The sequence below is a fragment of the Pelagimonas sp. genome (genome assembly GCF_050633425.1).
Classification (GTDB): Bacteria; Pseudomonadota; Alphaproteobacteria; order Rhodobacterales; family Rhodobacteraceae; genus Pelagimonas.
This window is the reverse complement of sequence record NZ_JBOEGM010000003.1, coordinates 40,531-60,953: the sequence shown is the minus strand read 5'-3', so window position 1 is coordinate 60,953 and position 20,423 is coordinate 40,531. Positions and strand designations below refer to the sequence as shown.

At 54.8% G+C, this 20,423-nt stretch carries 14 protein-coding genes; 6 read left to right on the top strand and 8 right to left on the bottom strand.

Annotated features, from left to right (window positions below):
- Nucleotides 1-811 precede the first annotated feature (811 nt).
- From eno to ACRBB0_RS01600, 6 genes are all read right to left on the bottom strand, one after another.
- A complete protein-coding gene (gene eno, locus ACRBB0_RS01625) occupies nucleotides 812-2,086 on the bottom strand; it encodes a phosphopyruvate hydratase (protein WP_431372646.1) in 1,275 nt (424 codons plus the stop codon).
- A 203-nt stretch (nucleotides 2,087-2,289) separates the two neighbouring features.
- Nucleotides 2,290-3,156, bottom strand: a complete 867-nt coding sequence (locus tag ACRBB0_RS01620; protein ID WP_431372645.1) for a DMT family transporter — start codon at nucleotides 3,154-3,156, stop codon at nucleotides 2,290-2,292.
- Nucleotides 3,157-4,782: an alpha-D-glucose phosphate-specific phosphoglucomutase gene (locus ACRBB0_RS01615; protein ID WP_431372644.1), complete on the bottom strand. Its 1,626-nt coding sequence runs from the start codon at nucleotides 4,780-4,782 to the stop codon at nucleotides 3,157-3,159.
- Nucleotides 4,783-4,860: 78 nt separating this feature from the next.
- Nucleotides 4,861-5,844, bottom strand: coding sequence for an ROK family protein (locus ACRBB0_RS01610; protein ID WP_431372643.1), 984 nt, complete (start codon nucleotides 5,842-5,844; stop codon nucleotides 4,861-4,863).
- Complete coding sequence (locus ACRBB0_RS01605; RefSeq protein WP_431372642.1) at nucleotides 5,841-7,166, bottom strand: GH1 family beta-glucosidase; 1,326 nt, start codon at nucleotides 7,164-7,166, stop codon at nucleotides 5,841-5,843. The genes ACRBB0_RS01610 and ACRBB0_RS01605 overlap by 4 nt, the downstream gene beginning before the upstream one ends.
- A gap of 14 nt (nucleotides 7,167-7,180) precedes the next feature.
- A complete protein-coding gene (locus ACRBB0_RS01600) occupies nucleotides 7,181-8,218 on the bottom strand; it encodes a LacI family DNA-binding transcriptional regulator (protein ID WP_431372641.1) in 1,038 nt (345 codons plus the stop codon).
- A 261-nt stretch (nucleotides 8,219-8,479) separates the two neighbouring features.
- Here ACRBB0_RS01600 and ACRBB0_RS01595 point away from each other — a divergent pair, with 261 nt between their 5' ends.
- The 5 genes from ACRBB0_RS01595 (at nucleotide 8,480) to ACRBB0_RS01575 (ending at nucleotide 14,857) form a co-directional block, all read left to right on the top strand.
- Nucleotides 8,480-9,748: an ABC transporter substrate-binding protein gene (locus ACRBB0_RS01595; RefSeq protein ID WP_431372640.1), complete on the top strand. Its 1,269-nt coding sequence runs from the start codon at nucleotides 8,480-8,482 to the stop codon at nucleotides 9,746-9,748.
- Between the two features lie 146 nt (nucleotides 9,749-9,894).
- Nucleotides 9,895-10,896 (top strand): carbohydrate ABC transporter permease, encoded by a 1,002-nt coding sequence (locus ACRBB0_RS01590; protein ID WP_431372639.1) that lies wholly within the window; start codon nucleotides 9,895-9,897, stop codon nucleotides 10,894-10,896.
- On the top strand, nucleotides 10,896-12,041 hold the full coding sequence (locus ACRBB0_RS01585; protein WP_431372638.1) for a carbohydrate ABC transporter permease: 1,146 nt from the start codon (nucleotides 10,896-10,898) through the stop codon (nucleotides 12,039-12,041). Before ACRBB0_RS01590 ends, ACRBB0_RS01585 begins: the two co-directional genes overlap by 1 nt.
- A gap of 59 nt (nucleotides 12,042-12,100) precedes the next feature.
- Nucleotides 12,101-13,756, top strand: coding sequence for an alpha-amylase family glycosyl hydrolase (locus tag ACRBB0_RS01580; protein ID WP_431372637.1), 1,656 nt, complete (start codon nucleotides 12,101-12,103; stop codon nucleotides 13,754-13,756).
- Nucleotides 13,757-13,768: 12 nt separating this feature from the next.
- Nucleotides 13,769-14,857 carry an ABC transporter ATP-binding protein gene (locus ACRBB0_RS01575; protein ID WP_431372636.1) on the top strand — a complete coding sequence of 363 codons (1,089 nt, stop codon included), beginning with the start codon at nucleotides 13,769-13,771 and terminating at the stop codon, nucleotides 14,855-14,857.
- 52 nt (nucleotides 14,858-14,909) lie between these two features.
- Here the strand turns inward: ACRBB0_RS01575 and ACRBB0_RS01570 are convergent, their stop codons facing one another.
- Nucleotides 14,910-17,102 carry a VWA domain-containing protein gene (locus tag ACRBB0_RS01570; RefSeq protein ID WP_431372635.1) on the bottom strand — a complete coding sequence of 731 codons (2,193 nt, stop codon included), beginning with the start codon at nucleotides 17,100-17,102 and terminating at the stop codon, nucleotides 14,910-14,912.
- Nucleotides 17,103-17,315: 213 nt separating this feature from the next.
- Between ACRBB0_RS01570 and uvrA the strand changes: the two genes are divergently transcribed.
- Nucleotides 17,316-20,174, top strand: a complete 2,859-nt coding sequence (gene uvrA, locus ACRBB0_RS01565) for an excinuclease ABC subunit UvrA (RefSeq protein WP_431372634.1) — start codon at nucleotides 17,316-17,318, stop codon at nucleotides 20,172-20,174.
- Nucleotides 20,175-20,225: 51 nt separating this feature from the next.
- On the opposite strand, the gene ACRBB0_RS01560 is transcribed toward uvrA, so the two are convergent.
- Nucleotides 20,226-20,417 (bottom strand): YgaP family membrane protein, encoded by a 192-nt coding sequence (locus ACRBB0_RS01560; RefSeq protein WP_431372633.1) that lies wholly within the window; start codon nucleotides 20,415-20,417, stop codon nucleotides 20,226-20,228.
- Nucleotides 20,418-20,423: the final 6 nt, after the last annotated feature.

The window sequence follows — 20,423 nt, the reverse complement described above, 5'->3', positions numbered from 1 at the left end:
CATGGCTCACAAAATAAAGAGGCACAGATAGAAAAATTGCCACACCCAATACATATAGGGTCAAAGCCAATCGAAAGCGGAGGCCGATATTGTCCCGATTGTGCGGGTCCAATACTCGGAGAAAGAGGACCTGTTGAACAAGAAAGAGACCAAGCCACAAAAGCAATATCCATTGCCCAGTCGCGACACACATTGTAATGGTCGCCAGACTTGCGCTGCAAATACGTACAACGACTTCGGGTTTTGTTCCGAATTCCGCTCGGTACATCTTTATTAGTCGTGTGGCAGTCTCACTGGGCATCGGTCGGGTGTTCTTGATTTTCGCTATCCGTGCTCTGTGCTTATTGGCTTCACCGTCTTCGGACAAGATGGGCATTTGGACCAAAGGTATAGAAGCCTATAGCATTTTGAAACAATGGTCTCGTTGTCCCTATTTTGTAGCAAGTTTGGATCTAATTACATTAATCACCGCTCCCAATCCAGACAAATTTTCATCCGGCTAGGGGGAGCTCTGATAATCAATATGGAGATAAATTTCGCGCCGGTGACGCTATAGGTTGTGTGGGATAGGCGGCGTGGTTGTGGTGATGCGCAAAACGCTGCCTTGGTCAGATTGCAGAAAAAGTAAGGAACTGTTTCGCAGGCTTTCCGTATCGGTCATTTTTAAAAATAAACTCCGACGGCCTGTGTTTCACCCTTTCCAAAAATAACGTCTCTCATTCATTTTCGACCCGGGGCAGGGGTGCGGCACTCGTATGGATGCAAAAAAGGCGGCCCCGCAAGGCCGCCCATTTCCAAAATATATCCTTGCTTATTTAAGGATAGAACGGCCCGCATACTCAGCGGTTTCTTCCAGCATTTCCTCAATACGGATCAGCTGATTGTATTTCGCCAGTCTGTCGGAACGGGCCAGCGAACCGGTTTTGATCTGGCCGCAATTGGTGGCAACCGCGAGATCTGCAATTGTGGCGTCTTCTGTTTCACCAGAACGGTGCGACATGACATTGGTGAACTGGGCACGATGGGCCATGTCAACGGCCTTCAATGTCTCGGTCAGTGAACCGATCTGGTTGACCTTGACGAGCATCGAATTGGCACAGCCGCGTTCGATACCTTGGGCCAGACGTTCCGGGTTGGTGACAAACAGATCGTCGCCCACAAGCTGAACCTTGTCGCCAATCGCGTCCATCAAGGCTTTCCAGCCGTCCCAGTCATCTTCGCCCATGCCATCTTCGATCGAGATGATCGGGTAGTCATTGACCAGCGCCTGCAGATAGGCGGCGTTTTCTTCGGAGCTCAGAGTTTTGCCTTCGCCCGACAGGACATATTTGCCGTCTTTGTAATACTCGGTTGCAGCGCAGTCCAAGGCGAGGTGCATGTCATCACCCGGCTTGTATCCGGCTTTTTCGATGGCCTTGAGGATGAAATCCAAGGCTTCACGGGTTGAGGCGATGTTTGGCGCAAAGCCACCCTCATCGCCAACACCCGTCGCGAGACCGGCGGCGGAGAGCTCTTTCTTCAGGGTGTGGAACACTTCGGAGCCCATGCGCACGGCGTCGCGGATGTTGTCCGCAGCGACCGGCATGATCATGAATTCTTGAATGTCGATGGGGTTGTCGGCATGTTCGCCGCCATTGATGATGTTCATCATGGGCACAGGCAGAACCCGCGCCGAGGTGCCGCCGATATAGCGATACAAAGGTTGGCCTGTGAAATCAGCAGCGGCCTTGGCCGTCGCCATGGACACGCCCAAGATGGCATTGGCACCAAGTCGGCCTTTGTTTGGCGTGCCGTCCAGTTCGATCATCGACATATCAATGGCAACCTGCTCGGTCGCATCAAAGCCGAGGATGGCTTCTGCGATTTCGCCGTTTACGGCTGCAACCGCTTCCAAAACGCCTTTTCCCATGTAGCGGGATTTGTCGCCATCGCGGCGTTCAACAGCCTCATGGGCACCGGTTGAGGCCCCCGATGGGACAGCTGCGCGGCCCATTGAGCCGTCTTCGAGCGTGACGTCAACTTCTACGGTGGGGTTGCCACGGCTGTCGAGAATTTCGCGGGCGTGGATATCAATGATGGTGCTCATGGGGGGTCCCTCAGGCATTGAAATTTGCTTGTCTCATAACAGGCTGGGCAGGAAAGGCAACGGAATCGTTACCGCTAACAGGGCTTCTTGGCCGCGGGTTGCGCTAACGTATTGCGCTAACAGAAAGGATTTTTGCGTGGTCATAGTTGCAAACCAGAACGAGAACCGAACCGATTGGCGGATTGACGCGCGGATCGTAGCGGTCAGTCGGTGTTTTGCAGCAGTTTACGTTCCCGTAGAAAGCTGTAAATCCCGGCTGCAAGCACCAAGCTTGCCCCAATTAGTGTCGGCCCATCGGGGCGTTCACCAAACACCAGAATGCCAAGGCTGGTGGTAAACAGGAGCCGGGTATAGCGGAACGGGGCAACAATCGACACCGGTGCCATGCGCATGGCTGCTGTGACTGCCAAATAGCCAAAGGTGGTGAAGAGGATCGCTCCGAGGATGTGGATCAATGCAATCGGCTCGGCCGTGAGGGGCATGTCTTCGAACATGTACACACAAAGACCAACGGGAATGGTGGCTGCAAATCCCCAGGTCGACAAGGTCAGCGCCGGGATATCAGAAGGGGCCAATCGGGTAACCAAATCGCGGCCTGCCAAACCAGAAACGCCGAAAACGGCAAACAGCTCCCAGCCCGAGAAACTTGCGCCAAAGGGGCGGATGACAATGAGCATACCGGTCAGGCCAACCAAAACGGCCGCCCATCGCCGCCAGCCAACATGCTCCCCCAAAAACAGCGCCGCGCCAAGAATGGTGATCAGCGGTGCGACCTGCATAATGGCGGCAAAGATCGACAGGGGCACCTTGGAGATGCCGATGATCAAGCCAATTGCGCCGATGATTTCAAAGCCATTACGGACCAAAACCATCGGGTGCCAAAAGTCGCGTGACCAAATCAGCACCCCCCGCATCCGGGCCATGGCAATGAAAAGAACGGTTCCGCCGGTGCTGAGCAGAAACATGGTCTGACCCATTGGCGCGCGTAGGCTAGACAGTTTGATAAACGCATCGCTGAGCGCCAAGAGCGCCATCGATGCAACCATGATGGCGATTGCGCGCAGGATCATTTAGGTGATCACGGTCGGGCGCTTGCGGCCCGTGCGTTTTACAATCATCGCCAGTTGATCCGCCGCTTTGATCACCGCATCCAAGGCTTCTTGGGCGTCGCGATCCAGCACGTCGGTTTCATAGGTTTCCAGATAGACCCGCAGCGTGGCACCAACCGTGCCGGTGCCCGATAGCCGGAATACCAGCCGTGCGCCGCCGCTGAAATGAATGCGAATGCCCTGGCCTTCGGTGCGCGAACCGTCAATCGGATCGTCATAGGCAAATTCATCCGCCGCCACCACGCGCAGACCGGCAACAATGCTGTCTGGCAGGGTCGGGAGCTTGGCCCGCAATCCTTGCATCAGGTCGTTGGCGATACCGCCGTCGATGCCTTCGTAATCGTGGCGGGAATAATAGTTGCGGCCGTAAGTTTTCCAATGCTCTGCCATCAGCTCAGTGACGGAACATTTACGTGCGGCCAAGACATTGAGCCAGAATAAAACCGCCCAAAGACCATCTTTTTCGCGGATATGGTTCGAGCCGGTTCCGGCGCTTTCTTCTCCGCACAGCGTGGCGCGGTCGGCATCCAAAAGGTTGCCAAAAAACTTCCATCCGGTTGGGGTTTCGTGGCACTCAATCCCGAGCTTTTCGGCAACGCGATCAACCGCCAGCGACGTCGGCATGGAGCGAGCCACGCCGCTAAGGCCGCCTTTGTAGGCTGGAATGAGCGTCGCATTGGCGGCCATCGCGGCCAGGCTATCAGACGGGGTGACATAGATGCCGCGCCCCATAATCATGTTGCGATCACCGTCGCCATCGCTAGCGGCGCCAAAGTCTGGGCCATCGGGTTGCATCATAGCGTCGACAAGATCCTTGGCCCAAATCGGATTGGGATCGGGATGGCCTTGGCCAAAATCGGGCAGTGGGGTCGCGTTGACAACACTGCCCTTTGCCGCGCCAAGACGGTTTTCCAAGATCAATTTTGCATAGGGACCGGTGATGGCATGCATGGCGTCAAAGCGCATGCGAAAGCCCGATTCGAACAGGTCGGCAATGGCACCAAAGTCAAAAATCTCTTCCATGAGTGCCGCGTAATCCGCCACCGGATCAACAACTTCGACCTCCATCCGGCCAACCTGGGCAATCCCGGTGAGAGAGAGGTCAACGTCGGGGGCTTCAAGAATGCGAAACACGCTGATCTCTTCGGTCGCGGCATGAATGGCCGAGGTCACAGATTCCGGTGCGGGGCCGCCATTGGCAATGTTGTATTTCACCCCAAAGTCGCCGTTTGGCCCACCCGGATTGTGGCTCGCTGAGAGGATGATACCGCCATCTGCGCCGCGTTTGCGGATCAGGTGAGAGGCCGCTGGCGTTGAGAGCAAACCGTTTTGCCCAACAATGACCCGCGCTGCGCCGCTGGCCGAGGCCATGCGTAACACAATCTGGATCGCTTCGGTGTTAAAGAAGCGCCCATCGCCGCCAAGCACAAAGGTTTTGCCTTGGGCTCCTCCGATGCCGGTCCAAATTGACTGGATAAAGTTTTCAAGGAAATGCGGTTCCTGAAACACGCGGGTTTTCTTGCGCAAACCTGATGTGCCGGGTTTTTGATTGGCAATCGGGCTGGTTTTGACGTTGGTAATCGACATGCAAAGGCCTCGGGCGGCTAATATCATTTGCCGTCCGGTATCGCCGGGTTTCCATGCCATTGCAAGGGATGCTTGGTCTTAGGGGGACGGGCTGATAGTCAGGCCCATTTTCTCGGCCAAATGACCGGCGCACCCGGCCAAAGGCGCGTAGTCATCTGTCATCAAATGCACCGGGAACTGCGCCATGTAATCGCTGAAACGGCCTTTGTCGACAAAGGCTTCGGCGAATCCAAGGTCGAGCAGATGAGGCCCAACGTGTCGCATCACTCCACCGACCAGAAAGATGCCGCCGAACGGCAGGGTGATCAGCGCCGTGTCCCCGGCATACCGGCCAACAAAGCGCGTAAACATCCGTAAGCTGCGCAGCGCCCGGTCTTGCCCCTCGTCGAAGGCGGCCATGATTTCAGCCGCTGTTAGCGGATCTCCGGTTCCGTCTTCGCGGCAGTGAAAGGCATAGATATGTTCAAGGCCGCGCCCAGACAGGGTTTCCTCAAAGCCGGGGGTGCCGTGGCTTTCGGCCAGCCAGTCACGCAGCCGTAATTCTTGCGCAGTCTGAACCGAAAGGGAAATATGCCCTGCTTCAGCAGGTGGGACGGTGGTTTGACCTTGGCTGTGGTAAACAGGCGCGATGTTGAGGCCGGTGCCGATATTGACGACCAAACGCACCGCAAGCGCGCTGTCCGTGGCGTCTTGGCCCGGCATAACCTGTTGGAGGCTTTCGGGGCCAATATGTGACAGCGCATGACCCATGGCTTGTAAGTCGTTCAAAACAGCAACTGTTCCAGCCTTTGTTGTGTCGGCCAAAGCACTGGATTCCACGCGCCAATCCAAATTGGTCAGCTCGCCGACGCCTTCGTGAACCGGCCCGGCCATGTCGATACAGACCGCATCAGGCTGTGCGTTCATTTCGGCCAAATACTGCGCCAAAATTGGTTCGATCCCGGTGTTCTCTGCATTGCGGAACCGGCGGATCGTGTCGTGGCGAATTTTGGTGCCTTGGGTCAAGGCGACGCGGGTGTTGGTGCCCCCAATGTCCGCGACGACGGCTGTGAATGTGTTCATGTTAGCGCTCTCAAGGCCCCTTTTAGCGCGTGGTACGATGATTTTGGCGTGCGCTCAAGTGTCTCAAAGTCAACATGGACCAAACCAAAGCGTTTTTCATAGCCCAAAGCCCATTCATAATTGTCCAGAAGGGACCACATATAATAGCCGCCGACAGGAACACCTTGGGCGATTGCTTTTTGGATTTGCGCAGCATGTGCGCTTAAAAATGCAATGCGATCAGGGTCTTCGCAGGCACCGTTGGTCAATTTGTCCGGTGCAGCCATACCGTTTTCGGTCACAAAGAGCGGCAGGTCGCCGGTGTAATCTTCTTTGGTACGTTTCAGGAATTTATACAGCCCGTCGGGATAAATCTCCCAATCCATAAACGTTTTGGGCAAGGGGCCTTCGGCTTCGTCGAGAGATGGCCAAGGCGTGTTATCAGGCTTGATCAGCTTTCGAGTATAGTAATTCAGGCCACACCAGTCGACCGGGGCGGTGATGGTGGCAAAATCATCTTGCCAGCCTTGCGGCATATGCTGTTCGACGCCAGCCAACACATTGGCGGGGTATTCGCCGTTAAACACGCCGCCCAAGAACCAACGGTTGTAGATGCTGTCATAAAGCGCGGCTTTCTCTGCCGCCTCAGGGCTATCATCGGCGGGGGACGCCCATTCGAGGTTAAACACCCCGCCCAGGTTGCTCATACCAAGGCCGCGCATGGTCTGAATAGCGGTGCCATGGGCGAGCAAAACATGATGCATTGCGCGGGTTGCGGCGCGAATGTCCCGCAGGCCGGGGGCATGATGGCCGAGGAAGTGGCTGAGCCAAGCGACACACCACGGCTCATTGATCGGTGCAACAGAATACATCCGGTCGCCGACCCGGCCCATGATGGTTTCGGTATAATCACCAAACCATTTGGCAATGTCGCCGTTGCGCCAGCCCCCAAGATCAGCCAGCGGCGAGGGCAATTCCCAATGGTATAAAGTGGCGCAAGGTTTGATGCCGCGTTCCAGCATCGCATCCGTCAGCCGGTCGTAAAAATCTAATCCCTCTTGATTTGGGGTTTTCCCGTCAGGCATGACCCGTGCCCAGGATGTCGAAAAGCGATAGCAGTCGAACCCCGCCGCCTGAACCAGATCGAGGTCTTCCTCATAGCGATGATAATGGTCACAGGCCCGCGCACCATGTTCAGCGCGCACGACATTGCCCGGAGTTGCGGCGAAATCATCCCAATGGGTGCGGCCCGCACCGCCAAAGCCATGGCCTTCGATCTGGTAGCTTGAGGTTGCAACCCCAAAGAGGAAATCCTCTGGGAAATCAGAGCGCTGAAACTGCATGTTAATTCTCTACTTTAAGGGTTTGTGCCGCGTGGCGCGGGGCCCGTTGAGGTTCCAATGATCAGTTCGGCTTCGATAACCTCGTGCAACGGGCCAGCCGATGGATCACGGATCAGATCAAGCAGCAATTCGCCGGCGCGAATGCCTGCCTCGCGCACCGAAGATCGTGTGGCGGTAAAAATTGGCACGTCATGGCCGTTTTTGAGATATCCCAAATCGTCGTCATGCGTGATGATCGAAACATCCCGGCCTATGACCAAACCGACGCTTTCAATCGCACGACGCACGCCAAGAGCCGTGATCATCGATGAGGTCAAAAACGCTGTTGGTGGGGCTTCCAATTTCAGCATCTCAAGCGCGCTTAGAAAACCGTTGCTTTCGGTCATTTCCTTGGAACACATCAGCGCGGGATCTAGGGGCAGGCCACGTGCGGTCAGTGCGCCGTGATAGGCTTCGCGGCGCCGAAAGGCGTAATCCATGAATTCCAAGCCGTTCATCAGCGCGATGCGTTTGTGCCCAAGGTCGAGCAAAAACTCAGTCGCGCGCCGAAAGGCACGGCTGTTATTTGTATCAAGCCAGCTATAGGGAATATCAATATTGGACGCCCGACCATGCACCACAAAGGGCATTTTCAACTCGGTCAAAAGTGCAATTCGCGGATCATCCATCGTTGGGCCGTGCACGATGATTCCATCGACATTACGCCGAGCGCAGATGTCTCTATACATTTTTTCTTGGCTTTGATCATCGACAAGGCTGATCATCATTTCATAACCCGCGGCCGAATAAGCAGAGCCCGCCCCGGCGATAAAGTCGCCAAAAACCGGGTTCACCATCTCATGCTGAGTCGACACGGGAATCACGTGGCCGATGACATGAGCGTGGCCAGTGGCAAGACCCTTTGCCCGAGCGTTGGGGCTGTAGTTCAGTTCTTGTGCAACCTTTTGAACCCGTTCGCGTGTCTTTTCACTCACCTCAGGATAGCCGTTCAGAGCCCGGCTAACCGTGGTCTGAGACAGCTTTAGGTGTTCTGACAGCATCTTTAAGTTCATGCCACATTAAGGGTCAAAGCGCTTCGGATTTGTCAAGCCTATCATGCAATTTTTGCAAGTCTCGTGATTGGGTCAGAAACTCTGACCCAGCGGAAAAATCCAACAATACTTGGCTTTGATCCTTGACAGGGCAGGGCGACTCGGACCAGTTTGCGTTATTCAAAGCGCTTTGAGGATGGCTGCGAAATGCAACTTTGGCCGCCAAAGCGTATGAGTGAGGACACGCGCCCATCGCGGCGTGATCAACCGGGAGGATCGTCCATGAGGAAATCATTTTACCTAGGTGCGGCTGCGGCTGCGCTGATCGCAGGGTCGGCGGGTGCTGAGCAGTTGACCATTTCTGGCCCATGGCTTGGGGCAGACGAAGAGAACGTGCAGAAAGTTCTGGATGTTTTCCGTGAGCAGTCAGGCATCGAAGTCAGCTATGTCGGCTCTGACAGCTTTGAGACGCAGATCATTATTGACGCGGAATCAGGGTCAGCCCCCAACATCGCCGTCTTCCCACAGCCCGGTCTGGCAGCAGACATGGCGTCGCGCGGGTTCCTGACGCCGCTGGCCGATGGAACTGGCGACTGGATCAAAGATAACTACGCAGCGGGTCAAAGCTGGGTTGATCTGGGCACCTATCCTGGCAAGGATGGCGCGGACAACCTGTATGGGTTCTTCTACAAAGTTGACCTGAAATCACTGGTTTGGTTTGTGCCTGAGAACTTCGAAGATGCTGGCTATGAAGTGCCAACATCTATGGAAGATCTCAAAGCATTGACCGACCAGATCGTTGCCGATGGCGGCACCCCTTGGTGTATCGGTCTGGGATCGGGCGGCGCAACCGGCTGGCCTGCGACCGACTGGGTCGAAGACCTGCTGCTGCGCACCCAAACACCGGACGTGTATGACGGTTGGGTCAAAAACGAAATCGCCTTTGATGATCCTCGTATCGTGGGTGCCATCGAAGAATTTGGCGCATTTGCCCGCAACGACGCCTATGTTGCCGGTGGTGCAGGCGCGGTTGCCTCGACCGATTTCCGGGACAGCCCCAAAGGCATGTTTGCCTCACCTCCGCAGTGCTATATGCACCGTCAGGCTTCGTTTATCCCGGCCTTCTTCCCTGAGGGCACAGTGGTTGGCGAAGACGCCGATTTCTTCTACTTCCCAGCCTATGCGGGCAAAGAGCTTGGTAACCCGGTTCTTGGCGCGGGCACCTTGTGGGCGATCACAAACGACAGCCCAGAAGCCCATAAATTCGTTGAGTTCCTGCAATCCGCAGAAGCCCACGAAACATGGATGGCGCTCAAAGGCTTCCTGACACCGCACAAAGGTGTGAACCCAGAGGCGTTTGGTGACCCAACCTTGCGGAAGATGAACGAAGTTCTTCTCGGCGCGACAACTTTCCGTTTCGACGGATCTGACCTAATGCCGGGCGGTGTTGGTGCAGGGTCGTTCTGGACCGGTATGGTCGATTATGCAGGCGGCAAGGCTGCTGCTGATGTTGCTGGCGAAATTCAGTCCAGCTGGGACGCTTTGAAATAAGCAAACCACTCACGGAGCCCCGGTGGTGAACGGCCATCGGGGCTTTTTTGTACAAGCTTTGTACATCGCCCGTCTTGACCCGTTTGGGCAAGGCCTCTGCCTGTGGCATCGCAGCTGCGGGAATCCTGACACATAGGGAGGGTACGATGCATCCAGCAATCCTGGGTCTTTTCACCATTGCGATCGGAGTAGGGGGCTGTGTAGCCTATTACTTCAGCTCAAACTGGGTTTTGGACAACGTTCTATATCCGGCAAAGGGGCCAAATGCGGGGCGTAACATCAACCGCGCCAACATCATTCGTCCTTGGCTGTTCCTGCTGCCTGCGCTGGCGGCGTTGACGATCTATCTGGCCTATCCGGTGTTTGAAACGCTGCGTCTGTCGTTGACGGATCGCGATGCGGATGGGGCCTTTGTCGGCTTGGCGAATTACCAACAAATGTTCAGCGAGACCAAGTTTTGGGAAGCGATGCGCAACAACATGTTGTGGTTGATTGTCGTGCCGGCCATGTCGACGATGTTTGGCCTGCTGGCGGCGCAACTGACTGACCGGATCAGCTGGGGAAACATCGCCAAATCCCTAATCTTTATGCCGATGGCGATTTCCTTTGTCGGCGCGGCGGTGATTTGGAAACTGGTCTATGACGCGCGCCCCGATGGCACCGAACAGATCGGTGTTCTGAACGCCATCTACGTGTGGTTTTCAGGTGGTGTGCCGCAGCAATGGCTCACGATTCCGATCTGGAACAACTTGTTTTTGATGGTGGTTTTGATTTGGATCCAGACAGGTTTTGCTATGGTGATCCTGTCCGCTGCCTTGCGTGGTATTCCAGAGGAAACCATTGAAGCGGCCATTGTTGATGGGGCTAACCCATTGCAAATATTTTTCAAAATCAAAGTGCCTCAGATCAAAGCGACTATCATGGTTGTTTGGACTACGATCACTTTGGTGGTTCTCAAGGTCTTTGACATCGTGTTTGCAATGACCAACGGCCAGTGGGAAACCCAAGTTCTGGCGAATTACATGTATGACAAACTGTTCCGAACAAGCGATTGGGGCGTAGCCTCTGCGTCGGCGATGATCATCATGTTGCTGGTAACACCGATCTTGGTTTGGAATGTGCGCAACGCACGTAAGGAGATGCGGTAATGGATAATATTGCAGGAACCAAATCCTCGCTGACCTGGGCGGTGCATATTTCGGTCGCAGCCCTTGTCGCGCTATGGTTGTTTCCGACCCTGGGGTTGTTTGTGTCGTCGTTTCGAACGGCTGATCAGATTGCCACATCGGGCTGGTGGAAATCTATGTTCCCGTCTGAACAAAACCTGACACTGCGCAGCGCTGCGCCTGAGACCCAAACACTGATTGACGGGCTGTATGTTATCGAAGGTGATTTGTTTGAGGGCAAAGACGTCGAGATTTCTGTTTGGGGTATTTCATCGCGTGCCATCGCCGACTATACGCCCGGTCAAACCGCCGAGCTTAAGAAGGGGGGGCGTGTTACCGTCACCGCTGATGGCCATTACCGTATGGAAAACGAGGAAGAATTCACCGGAACACGCGGTACCCGCTTGTTTGTAACAGCGACGGCCCCGCCGGAATTTACCACCGACAATTACGCCAACATCTTGCTTGATCCCAAGAATGTCGATGGCATGATGCAGGCTTTTATAAGCACGTTGACCGTGACAATTCCCGCAACCATCATCCCAATTGTTGTGGCAGCTTTCGCCGCTTACGCTTTGGCATGGATGGATTTTCCGGGTCGGGCGCTGTTGATCGCTTTTGTGGTTGGTTTGTTGGTTGTACCGTTGCAATTGGCGCTGATCCCGCTGTTGAAACTGCATCTAAGCACAGGCATTGGCAAAGGATACATTGGGACTTGGATGGCCCATACTGGCTTTGGGCTCCCCTTGGCGATCTACCTATTGCGCAATTACATGGTGGGCTTGCCGCGTGACATCATCGAAAATGCCCGTGTGGATGGCGCGACCGAGTTCCAGATCTTTACCAAGATCATCCTACCGCTCAGCTTCCCAGCGCTGGCCAGTTTCGCGATCTTTCAGTTCCTATGGACCTGGAATGACCTACTGGTCGCCAAAGTGTTCCTGATCGATAGTTCCGGTCAAACCACTGTGATGACTGCACAAATTGTTGAAATGCTTGGAACGCGTGGCGGCAATTGGGAAATCCTAGCGACGGCGGCGTTTGTGTCGATTGCAGTGCCTTTGGCGGTTTTCTTTGCCATGCAGAAATACCTCGTGCGCGGTCTGTTGGCCGGCTCGGTGAAATAAATCGGATAGAAATCTGGAAAACGAGGCTGAGAAAGTTGGCCGGGAATCTAGGAATGAGTATGAATACGCATACAGAAATCAAATCTTCTGCCTTAGTGGCGGATAAAGACTGGTGGCGTGGGGCGGTGATCTATCAGATCTATCCGCGCAGCTATCAAGATAGCACTGGTGACGGTATCGGTGACCTGCGTGGTATAACCCGCCGGTTGCCGCATATCGCCTCGCTTGGGGTTGATGCGATCTGGATTTCGCCGTTTTTCAAATCCCCGATGAAAGATTTCGGCTATGATGTCAGCGATTATTGCGACGTTGATCCGATGTTTGGCACACTTGCCGATTTTGATGCGCTGATTGCGCGTGCGCATGACTTGGGTCTGCGGGTGATGATCGACCAAGTTCTGTCGCATAGCTCGGATCAACACGCTTGGTTCAAGGAAAGTCGGGCCAGCCGTGACAACCCCAAGGCCGATTGGTACGTTTGGGCGGATCCAAACCCCGATGGTACGCCGCCCAACAACTGGCTGTCGATCTTTGGCGGATCGGCATGGCAATGGGATACGCGGCGCGAACAATATTACATGCACAATTTCCTGACCTCGCAGCCGGATTTGAATTTCCACTGCGCAGATGTTCAAGATGCCTTGCTGGACACTGTGCGGTTTTGGTTGGATCGTGGTGTGGATGGGTTCCGGCTCGATACCATCAATTTCTACATTCACGACAAAGAGTTGCGGAACAATCCTGCGCTGCCACCTGAAGACCGGGATGACAGTATCGCACCGCGCGTAAACCCATATAACCACCAGCTCCATCTGTATTCGAAAAACCAACCGGAAAACCTTGCGTTTCTAGAGCGGTTTCGCGCCCTGTTGGATGAATACCCGGCTGCGGCAGCGGTTGGAGAAGTTGGTGATGCCCAGCGTGGGCTCGAAATCATGGGCGAATACACCGCCGGTGATGATCGTGTACACATGTGTTATTCTTTCGAATTCCTATCGGGCGACACACCGACTGCAGACCGTGTTGTCAGTGTTTTGAACAAAGTCGATGAGGCTGCGCCCGATGGCTGGGCGTGCTGGGCGTTTTCTAACCACGACGTGGTGCGCCATGCGACGCGGTGGTCGTTGAACGAGGATGCGCAAAGGGCCTTTGCAACCTTGCTAATGTGTCTGCGCGGCTCTGCTTGTCTTTATCAGGGCGAAGAATTGGGCCTGGAAGAGGCTGAAGTCGGGTTCGAAGAACTGCAGGATCCTTATGGCATTGAATTCTGGCCAGAGTTCAAAGGGCGCGATGGTTGCCGCACACCAATGGTTTGGGAAAAATCAAACAGTTTCGGGGGGTTCTCTGACAACACCCCATGGCTGCCGGTTGCTCCTAAGCACCTCAAACATTCCGTGGCAGAACAAGAAAATGATTCAGCGGCTTTGTTGCATCATTATCGTCGGGCGATTGCGCTGCGACATGCGCATCGCGCTTTGTCAAAGGGCGTGATGAGCGGTCTCAAAGCCTCTGGCGATATTGTGGCGTTTCAACGATCGGAGGCGGGGGAGGAGATTTTCTGCGCCTTTAATCTCAGCAACAACACTGCTGAGGTCACATTGCCGACCGGTACATGGGAAACGGTTGGTGGAGAGCTGAGCCAAACCGTGCCGCAAACGGGCACTGTTGAGCTTGGGCCATGGCACGTCGCGCTGGCGCGGCGTATCAAGACATAAAGGGAGAGGGCGATGACAGATTTGAAACTGACAAGCGTCGGCAAAACGTATGCGGGCGCGGTTGAGGTCCTCAAAGACATCAATCTGGACATCAAACAGGGCGAATTGATCGTGTTTGTTGGCCCATCGGGCTGTGGGAAATCCACGCTTTTGCGCATGATTGCCGGGCTTGAAAAGATCACAGCGGGGGAGCTGATGATCGACGGCCAACTGGTCAATGATGTGCCCCCGGCGCAGCGTGGCATCGCGATGGTGTTCCAAAGCTACGCGCTTTATCCGCATATGACGGTGCGGGAAAACATGAGTTTTGCGCTGAAACTGGCGGGCAAATCCAAGACCGAGATCGACGAAGCGGTGGACCGCGCTGCGCATATGCTGCAGCTTGATGAATACCTTGATCGGTTGCCCAAAGCTCTGTCCGGTGGGCAGCGTCAGAGGGTTGCGATTGGCCGCTCGATTGTGCGTGACCCCAAAGTATATCTCTTTGATGAGCCTCTCTCAAATCTTGACGCCGCGTTGCGGGTCGCGACACGGATTGAGATTGCACAGCTCAAAGAACAAATGCCAGATCGCACCATGATCTATGTAACCCATGATCAGGTCGAAGCCATGACCCTGGCCAGCCGGATTGTTGTGCTTGCCAATAAGGGGGTTGCTCAAGTTGGCTCTCCGCTCGAGCTTTATGAACGGCCAAATTCGGAGTTTGTCGCCCAGTTTATCGGCTCGCCGTCGATGAACCTGATCCCCGGTGAGGTCATTGGTACTGGTACGCAAACGCGTGTGCGCCTTGCTGGCGGTGGTGAAACGCTTTCGGATTATCCCACAACAGATGTGGATATGGGTCTCAAGGTCAATGTCGGCGTGCGGCCCGAAGATTTTGTGATGGCTGATGGGGACATGATCTATACTGGCAAAGTGAACATCACCGAAGCCTTGGGCGAAGTGACCTTGCTGTATTTCGCCACCGAGCACGGTGATCAGCCGGTTGTCGCGAAACTGCCCGGCATCCACAAAGAGATCCGCGGAAAGGACGTTGCTTTGACAACGACACCGGACAAAGTGCATTTGTTCGCCAACGGAACGTCTCTTTTATATAGGTAAATCAGAGGGATGGCGGGTTTAATAACCCGCCATCTTTGCCCATGGTCTCGACTTATTCAGAGACAGTGATCGGCACGCGGTGGATCACGGCACGCTCTTCGGCCAATTGATAGCGCAGCTCATAGTCGCCGGGTTGATCAGGCATTTGCAACATCAAGGGTGAGCCTGAGGCGATGTCTTTGGTCTTGATCGCCCAGGTATCTCCGCCAACTTCATGTATCGAGATGACATCACCGCGATTGGCTGGCCCAGTCCAAGTAACCTCCGCTTGTTGACCGGCTTTGGCATCACTGGGGGCTGTGATCGTAACCGAGACAGGCTCAATTGTGATTGGCACTCGATGGATGACTGCACGCTCTTCGGCCAGTTGATAGCGAATTTCATACGCGCCGGGCTTATGGGGCATGCGCAGTTTCAGGGGCGATCCGTCGTTGACATTTGCATCGTTGATCGGCCATTCGTTCCCGCCAGCTTCATTGACCGAGATGAAATCGCCGCGATTGCCGGGGCCGTCCCATGTCACGTCAATCGTCTGGCCAATTTCGGCCTGCGCCGGAGCGGTCAGGCTCACTTGGGCCGCTGTGATTGTGATCGGATCGCGCCTGATGATTTCGCGCTCTTCTGAGAGTTGATATCGGATTTCATAGTCACCGGGTTTATGAGGCATGCGCAGCTGCAGCGGTGATCCCTGTGCGGTATTCACATCGTTGATTGCCCAGACATCCCCCTCGGCGGTGTGTACGGAAATAAAATCACCTGTGTTGGCCGGGCCGCTCCATTCGATGTTAATGGTTTCCCCAACTTGCGCTTCTGCTTGGAAGCTCAGAGACACAACGGCATCTACAACGTTGATCGGCTGACGGTGGATGATCTCCCGCTCTTCGGCCAGTTGATACCTTAACTCATAGCTCCCCGGCGTTGCGGGCATGTGGAGCTCCAACGGGTTGCCGTTGTTGATATCAGTATAATTGATCGGCCAAACGTCGCCTCCCACATCAGCCACTGAGATAAAGTCCCCCCGGTTGGCGGGCCCCGTCCAGGTGATCTCAATCGCGCTGCCGATTGACGGGTTTTCGGAGGTCACAAGGGTCACTTCAGCGGGTAAGACCTTAATCTCTGTGCGGGCGATAACCTGTCTTTCGCGCTTCGTTTGATAGCGGAGTTCATATTGGCCGGGGGTGCTTGGCATACGCAGGGATAGTGGATTTCCGGCAGAAATATTCGTGCTGTTGATGGGCCATTCGTTGCCACCCACCGCATGGACCGATACAAAATCCCCCTCATCGCCGGGACCTTCCCAAGAGACATCAATGGTTTGGCCGACAATGGCTGTGGCGGGGCCGGTGACTGTCGCCGTGGGGATGACAACTGGCACGATCAATGTGACGGTCTGATCGTCCTGAGCCACCTTAAAATCACCGCTGGCCTGAGTTTCATCTGACAAACGGATTACCGTTGCAGAATAATCGCCAGGCATGAGTGACAAGGCGAACCGTCCTATTCCGTCGGCGCTAAACCCATCCGGCCCAGCGATTTGCCACGCGGCATCATCGTTCATTTCGGCGCCACCCTCGCCATCCAACGCGACAAAGCGGGTTTCAACCGGGGTTGGCTCCGGGGTTTCTGCAATGCTTGTTAGGGCGTCGGATAGCTGCGCGGCATTGTCCGCCATGACAAACTGACCACCTGTTTCATCGGCTAAGCATTGCAACTGGCCGCGCGCCAAGTCATCGTCAGACACATCAAACCCGACCACATGCACGGTCAGATCAACGCCGGTCTCTTCCAGGGTTTTTGCAACCGCGCAGGGATCAGCCACACAGGTTTCGCGCCCATCCGACACCAAAATCACCGTGGCCTTCTCTTCAGTGTAACGCAGAGCTTCGGCCGCGACACGCACCGCATCGGTCAGGGGGGTCTTGCCTTTGGGCTTAATGGCGTTGACGGCTTGTGCGATTGCATCGCGCGTATCTGGCCCAGGTTGCACGACAGTTTCGATGTCTGCGCAATTTCCTTTCTGGCGGTGGCCATAAACCGTCAACCCAAGGTCGGTCGTGCCGGGAAGGGTGGTCAACAAATCCCCCACAACCTCTTGGGCGATGGTAATTTTTGCCTTGCCGTCGATCTGGCCCCACATGGAACCCGAGCCGTCCAATACCAGAATGCTGGACGGTCGGTCTTGGGCAAATGCGGGAATTGCTGCAACGGATAGGCTGGTCAATAATAGCGTGCGCAAAAGCGACATAAAAAAACTCCGCGTGTATAGTGTTGCGCGGATCAAACTCGGTGTTGCGTGTTAACTCAAGGCGGGATTTCCGCACCTTCGGTGATGTCTCATGCCGGTTTTTGTCAGGGGTGTGCGTATGTTCTCCTTTTGTGCTGAATTTTCGATTGGCGAAGCGCGGGCTTTCCCCTATCTGTAATCCACGCTTGTCCGGGCGTGCCAACGGGGGACCAAATGCCAGAGCTCAAACAGATCGAAGTGCGCGGTGCGCGCGAGCATAACCTCAAGTCGATTGACGTGGATATTCCACGCGATCAGCTGGTGGTGATTACTGGCTTGTCCGGTTCAGGTAAGTCGTCGTTGGCGTTTGACACGATTTATGCCGAAGGGCAGCGTCGCTATGTCGAAAGCCTGAGCGCCTATGCCCGGCAATTCCTTGATATGATGGAGAAACCGGACGTTGATCATATTGCCGGCCTGTCCCCGGCGATTTCGATTGAGCAAAAAACCACATCCAAAAACCCGCGGTCCACCGTCGGCACTGTCACTGAAATCTACGATTATATGCGCCTCCTTTTTGCACGTGTTGGGACGCCTTTCAGCCCCGCGACCGGGTTGCCGATCGAGGCCCAGCAGGTTCAGGATATGGTCGACCGGGTCATGACGATGGAAGAGGGGACACGCGCCTATCTTCTTGCACCGATTGTGAGAGACCGGAAGGGCGAGTACAAAAAAGAGTTCCTCGAGTTACGCAAATCGGGATTTCAGCGCGTCAAAGTAGATGGTGAATTCCATGAGCTTGATACGCCGCCGACATTGGACAAGAAATTTCGCCACAATATCGATGTTGTCGTTGATCGGGTTGTTGTCCGTGAAGGGATGGAAACGCGGCTGGCGGATAGCTTTCGAACAGCACTTGATCTGGCTGAGGGCATTGCCATTTTGGAAACGGCCCCCAAAGACGGTGACCCGGACCGCTTTGTTTTTTCAGAGAATTTTGCTTGCCCCGAAAGCGGCTTCACTATTCCTGAAATTGAGCCACGGCTGTTTTCCTTTAACGCGCCCTTTGGCGCATGCCCGGAATGTGATGGTCTCGGCAAAGAGCTGTTTTTTGATGAACGTTTGGTTGTGCCGGACGTGACACTTCAGGTCGCGGATGGGGCTTTGGCTCCGTGGCGCAAGGGAAAATCGCCCTATTTCCTCCAGACAATTGATGCGATTGCAAAACACTATGAGTTTGACAAGAAGTCGCGTTGGAAGGATTTGCCTGCCCATGTGCAGCAGGTCTTTCTCTATGGGTCTGGCGATGAAGAAATCCAATTTCGCTATGACGAAGGCGGGCGCGTTTACGAGGTGAAGCGGGTGTTCGAAGGGGTGATCCCCAATATGGAACGCCGCTACCGTGAAACGGATAGCAATTGGATCCGAGAAGAGTTTGAGCGTTACCAAAACAATCGTCCGTGTGGGTCTTGCGGAGGTTTTCGCCTGCGCCCCGAAGCTCTGGCCGTAAAAATTGCCGATTTGCATGTCGGGCAAGTTGTTGAAATGTCGATAAAAGAGGCGTTTCATTGGTGCAATACGGTGCCCGACACTCTGACACCGCAGAAAAACGAAATCGCCCGCGCGATCCTCAAGGAAATTCGGGAGCGGCTTGGATTTTTGAACAACGTCGGGCTTGAATACCTGACGCTCTCGCGCAATTCAGGCACGCTTTCGGGGGGCGAAAGCCAGCGCATTCGTCTGGCCAGCCAAATTGGATCGGGCTTGACCGGGGTGCTTTATGTGCTTGATGAACCGTCCATCGGTTTGCATCAACGTGATAATACCCGTCTGCTCGACACCCTGAAAAACCTGAGGGATCAGGGTAATACGGTGATTGTTGTTGAACACGATGAAGAAGCGATCCGCGAAGCCGATTATGTGTTTGATATTGGGCCGGGGGCCGGGGTGCATGGTGGGCAAGTTGTCTCCAAAGGGACCCCCGATGAAGTGACCAATGACCCTGCGAGTCTAACCGGGCAATACTTGTCCGGGAGTCGCGAAATCAGCATCCCCGCCAAGCGACGCAAGGGCAATGGGAAGAAGGTTAAGGTGGTCAAAGCCACCGGCAATAACCTTCGAAACGTCACTGCCGAATTTCCATTGGGGAAATTTGTCTGTGTGACGGGGGTGTCGGGCGGTGGGAAATCCACGCTGACCATCGAAACCCTGTTCAAAACAGCTTCAATGGCACTCAACGGAGCGCGCCAGACGCCAGCACCGTGCGAAACGATCAAGGGTCTGGAACACCTTGATAAGGTGATTGACATTGATCAGCGCCCAATCGGGCGGACGCCGCGTTCAAACCCGGCGACCTATACGGGCGCTTTCACGCCAATCCGGGATTGGTTCGCCGGACTTCCTGAGGCCAAGGCTCGTGGTTATAAACCAGGGCGCTTCAGCTTCAACGTCAAGGGGGGGCGGTGTGAGGCCTGCCAAGGGGACGGTGTTATCAAAATCGAAATGCATTTCCTGCCCGATGTTTATGTAACCTGTGAGACGTGTCATGGGGCCAGATACAACCGTGAAACTCTTGAGATTAAGTTTAAGGGCAAGAGCATTGCCGATGTTCTGGATATGACCGTCGAAGACGCGCAGGAATTCTTTCGCGCGGTGCCAACGATCCGCGACAAAATGGATGCTCTGGCCCGGGTTGGGCTCGGATATATCAAGGTGGGGCAGCAAGCGACGACCCTATCTGGGGGCGAGGCACAGCGTGTGAAGTTGTCCAAAGAATTGGCGAAACGCTCAACCGGTCGCACACTTTATATCTTGGATGAACCGACGACCGGACTTCACTTTGAAGATGTGCGCAAGCTGTTGGAAGTGCTTCATGAATTGGTCGATCAGGGTAACACGGTTGTGGTGATTGAACACAATCTTGATGTGGTCAAAACTGCCGATCATATCATTGATATCGGCCCTGAGGGCGGCGACGGGGGCGGTGAAGTCGTTGCCATTGGGACCCCTGAAAAGGTCGCCAAGGCTGCGCGGTCGCATACCGGACACTATTTGGCTCCGATGCTTGGGTTGGTTCGCGAAGCGGCGGAGTGATGGACCGACGAAGGACTGCTCCTGAGCGATGAGCAGTCCTTCGAATTTGATCTATTTTTGCAAGGGGCAGGTGTTCATTCCGAAGAGTTTGTAGGCTCCGCAACGCCCGGTCAGGCCTGTGAGTAGCGGCACAATTCCGATCCACATCCAAACTCCGTAGCCCATTAAGGCACCGATGATCAGCAATGCACCAATTGCGATGCGTAGGATCTTGTCGATCCCTCCGACATTTTTCTCAAACATAGACTT

Excerpts from the sequence above, each read along its gene's own strand:
- ACRBB0_RS01590 (WP_431372639.1), top strand. The coding sequence starts at position 9,895 with ATGCATCCAGCAATCCTGGGTCTTTTCACCATTGCGATCGGAGTAGGG.
- ACRBB0_RS01595 (WP_431372640.1), top strand. The coding sequence starts at position 8,480 with ATGAGGAAATCATTTTACCTAGGTGCGGCTGCGGCTGCGCTGATCGCA.
- ACRBB0_RS01605 (WP_431372642.1), bottom strand. The coding sequence starts at position 7,166 with ATGCAGTTTCAGCGCTCTGATTTCCCAGAGGATTTCCTCTTTGGGGTT.
- ACRBB0_RS01610 (WP_431372643.1), bottom strand. The coding sequence starts at position 5,844 with ATGAACACATTCACAGCCGTCGTCGCGGACATTGGGGGCACCAACACC.
- ACRBB0_RS01615 (WP_431372644.1), bottom strand. The coding sequence starts at position 4,782 with ATGTCGATTACCAACGTCAAAACCAGCCCGATTGCCAATCAAAAACCC.
- ACRBB0_RS01570 (WP_431372635.1), bottom strand. The coding sequence starts at position 17,102 with ATGTCGCTTTTGCGCACGCTATTATTGACCAGCCTATCCGTTGCAGCA.
- eno (WP_431372646.1), bottom strand. The coding sequence starts at position 2,086 with ATGAGCACCATCATTGATATCCACGCCCGCGAAATTCTCGACAGCCGT.
- uvrA (WP_431372634.1), top strand. The coding sequence starts at position 17,316 with ATGCCAGAGCTCAAACAGATCGAAGTGCGCGGTGCGCGCGAGCATAAC.
- ACRBB0_RS01575 (WP_431372636.1), top strand. The coding sequence starts at position 13,769 with ATGACAGATTTGAAACTGACAAGCGTCGGCAAAACGTATGCGGGCGCG.
- ACRBB0_RS01620 (WP_431372645.1), bottom strand. The coding sequence starts at position 3,156 with ATGATCCTGCGCGCAATCGCCATCATGGTTGCATCGATGGCGCTCTTG.
- ACRBB0_RS01580 (WP_431372637.1), top strand. The coding sequence starts at position 12,101 with ATGAATACGCATACAGAAATCAAATCTTCTGCCTTAGTGGCGGATAAA.
- ACRBB0_RS01600 (WP_431372641.1), bottom strand. The coding sequence starts at position 8,218 with ATGAACTTAAAGATGCTGTCAGAACACCTAAAGCTGTCTCAGACCACG.
- ACRBB0_RS01585 (WP_431372638.1), top strand. The coding sequence starts at position 10,896 with ATGGATAATATTGCAGGAACCAAATCCTCGCTGACCTGGGCGGTGCAT.
- ACRBB0_RS01560 (WP_431372633.1), bottom strand. The coding sequence starts at position 20,417 with ATGTTTGAGAAAAATGTCGGAGGGATCGACAAGATCCTACGCATCGCA.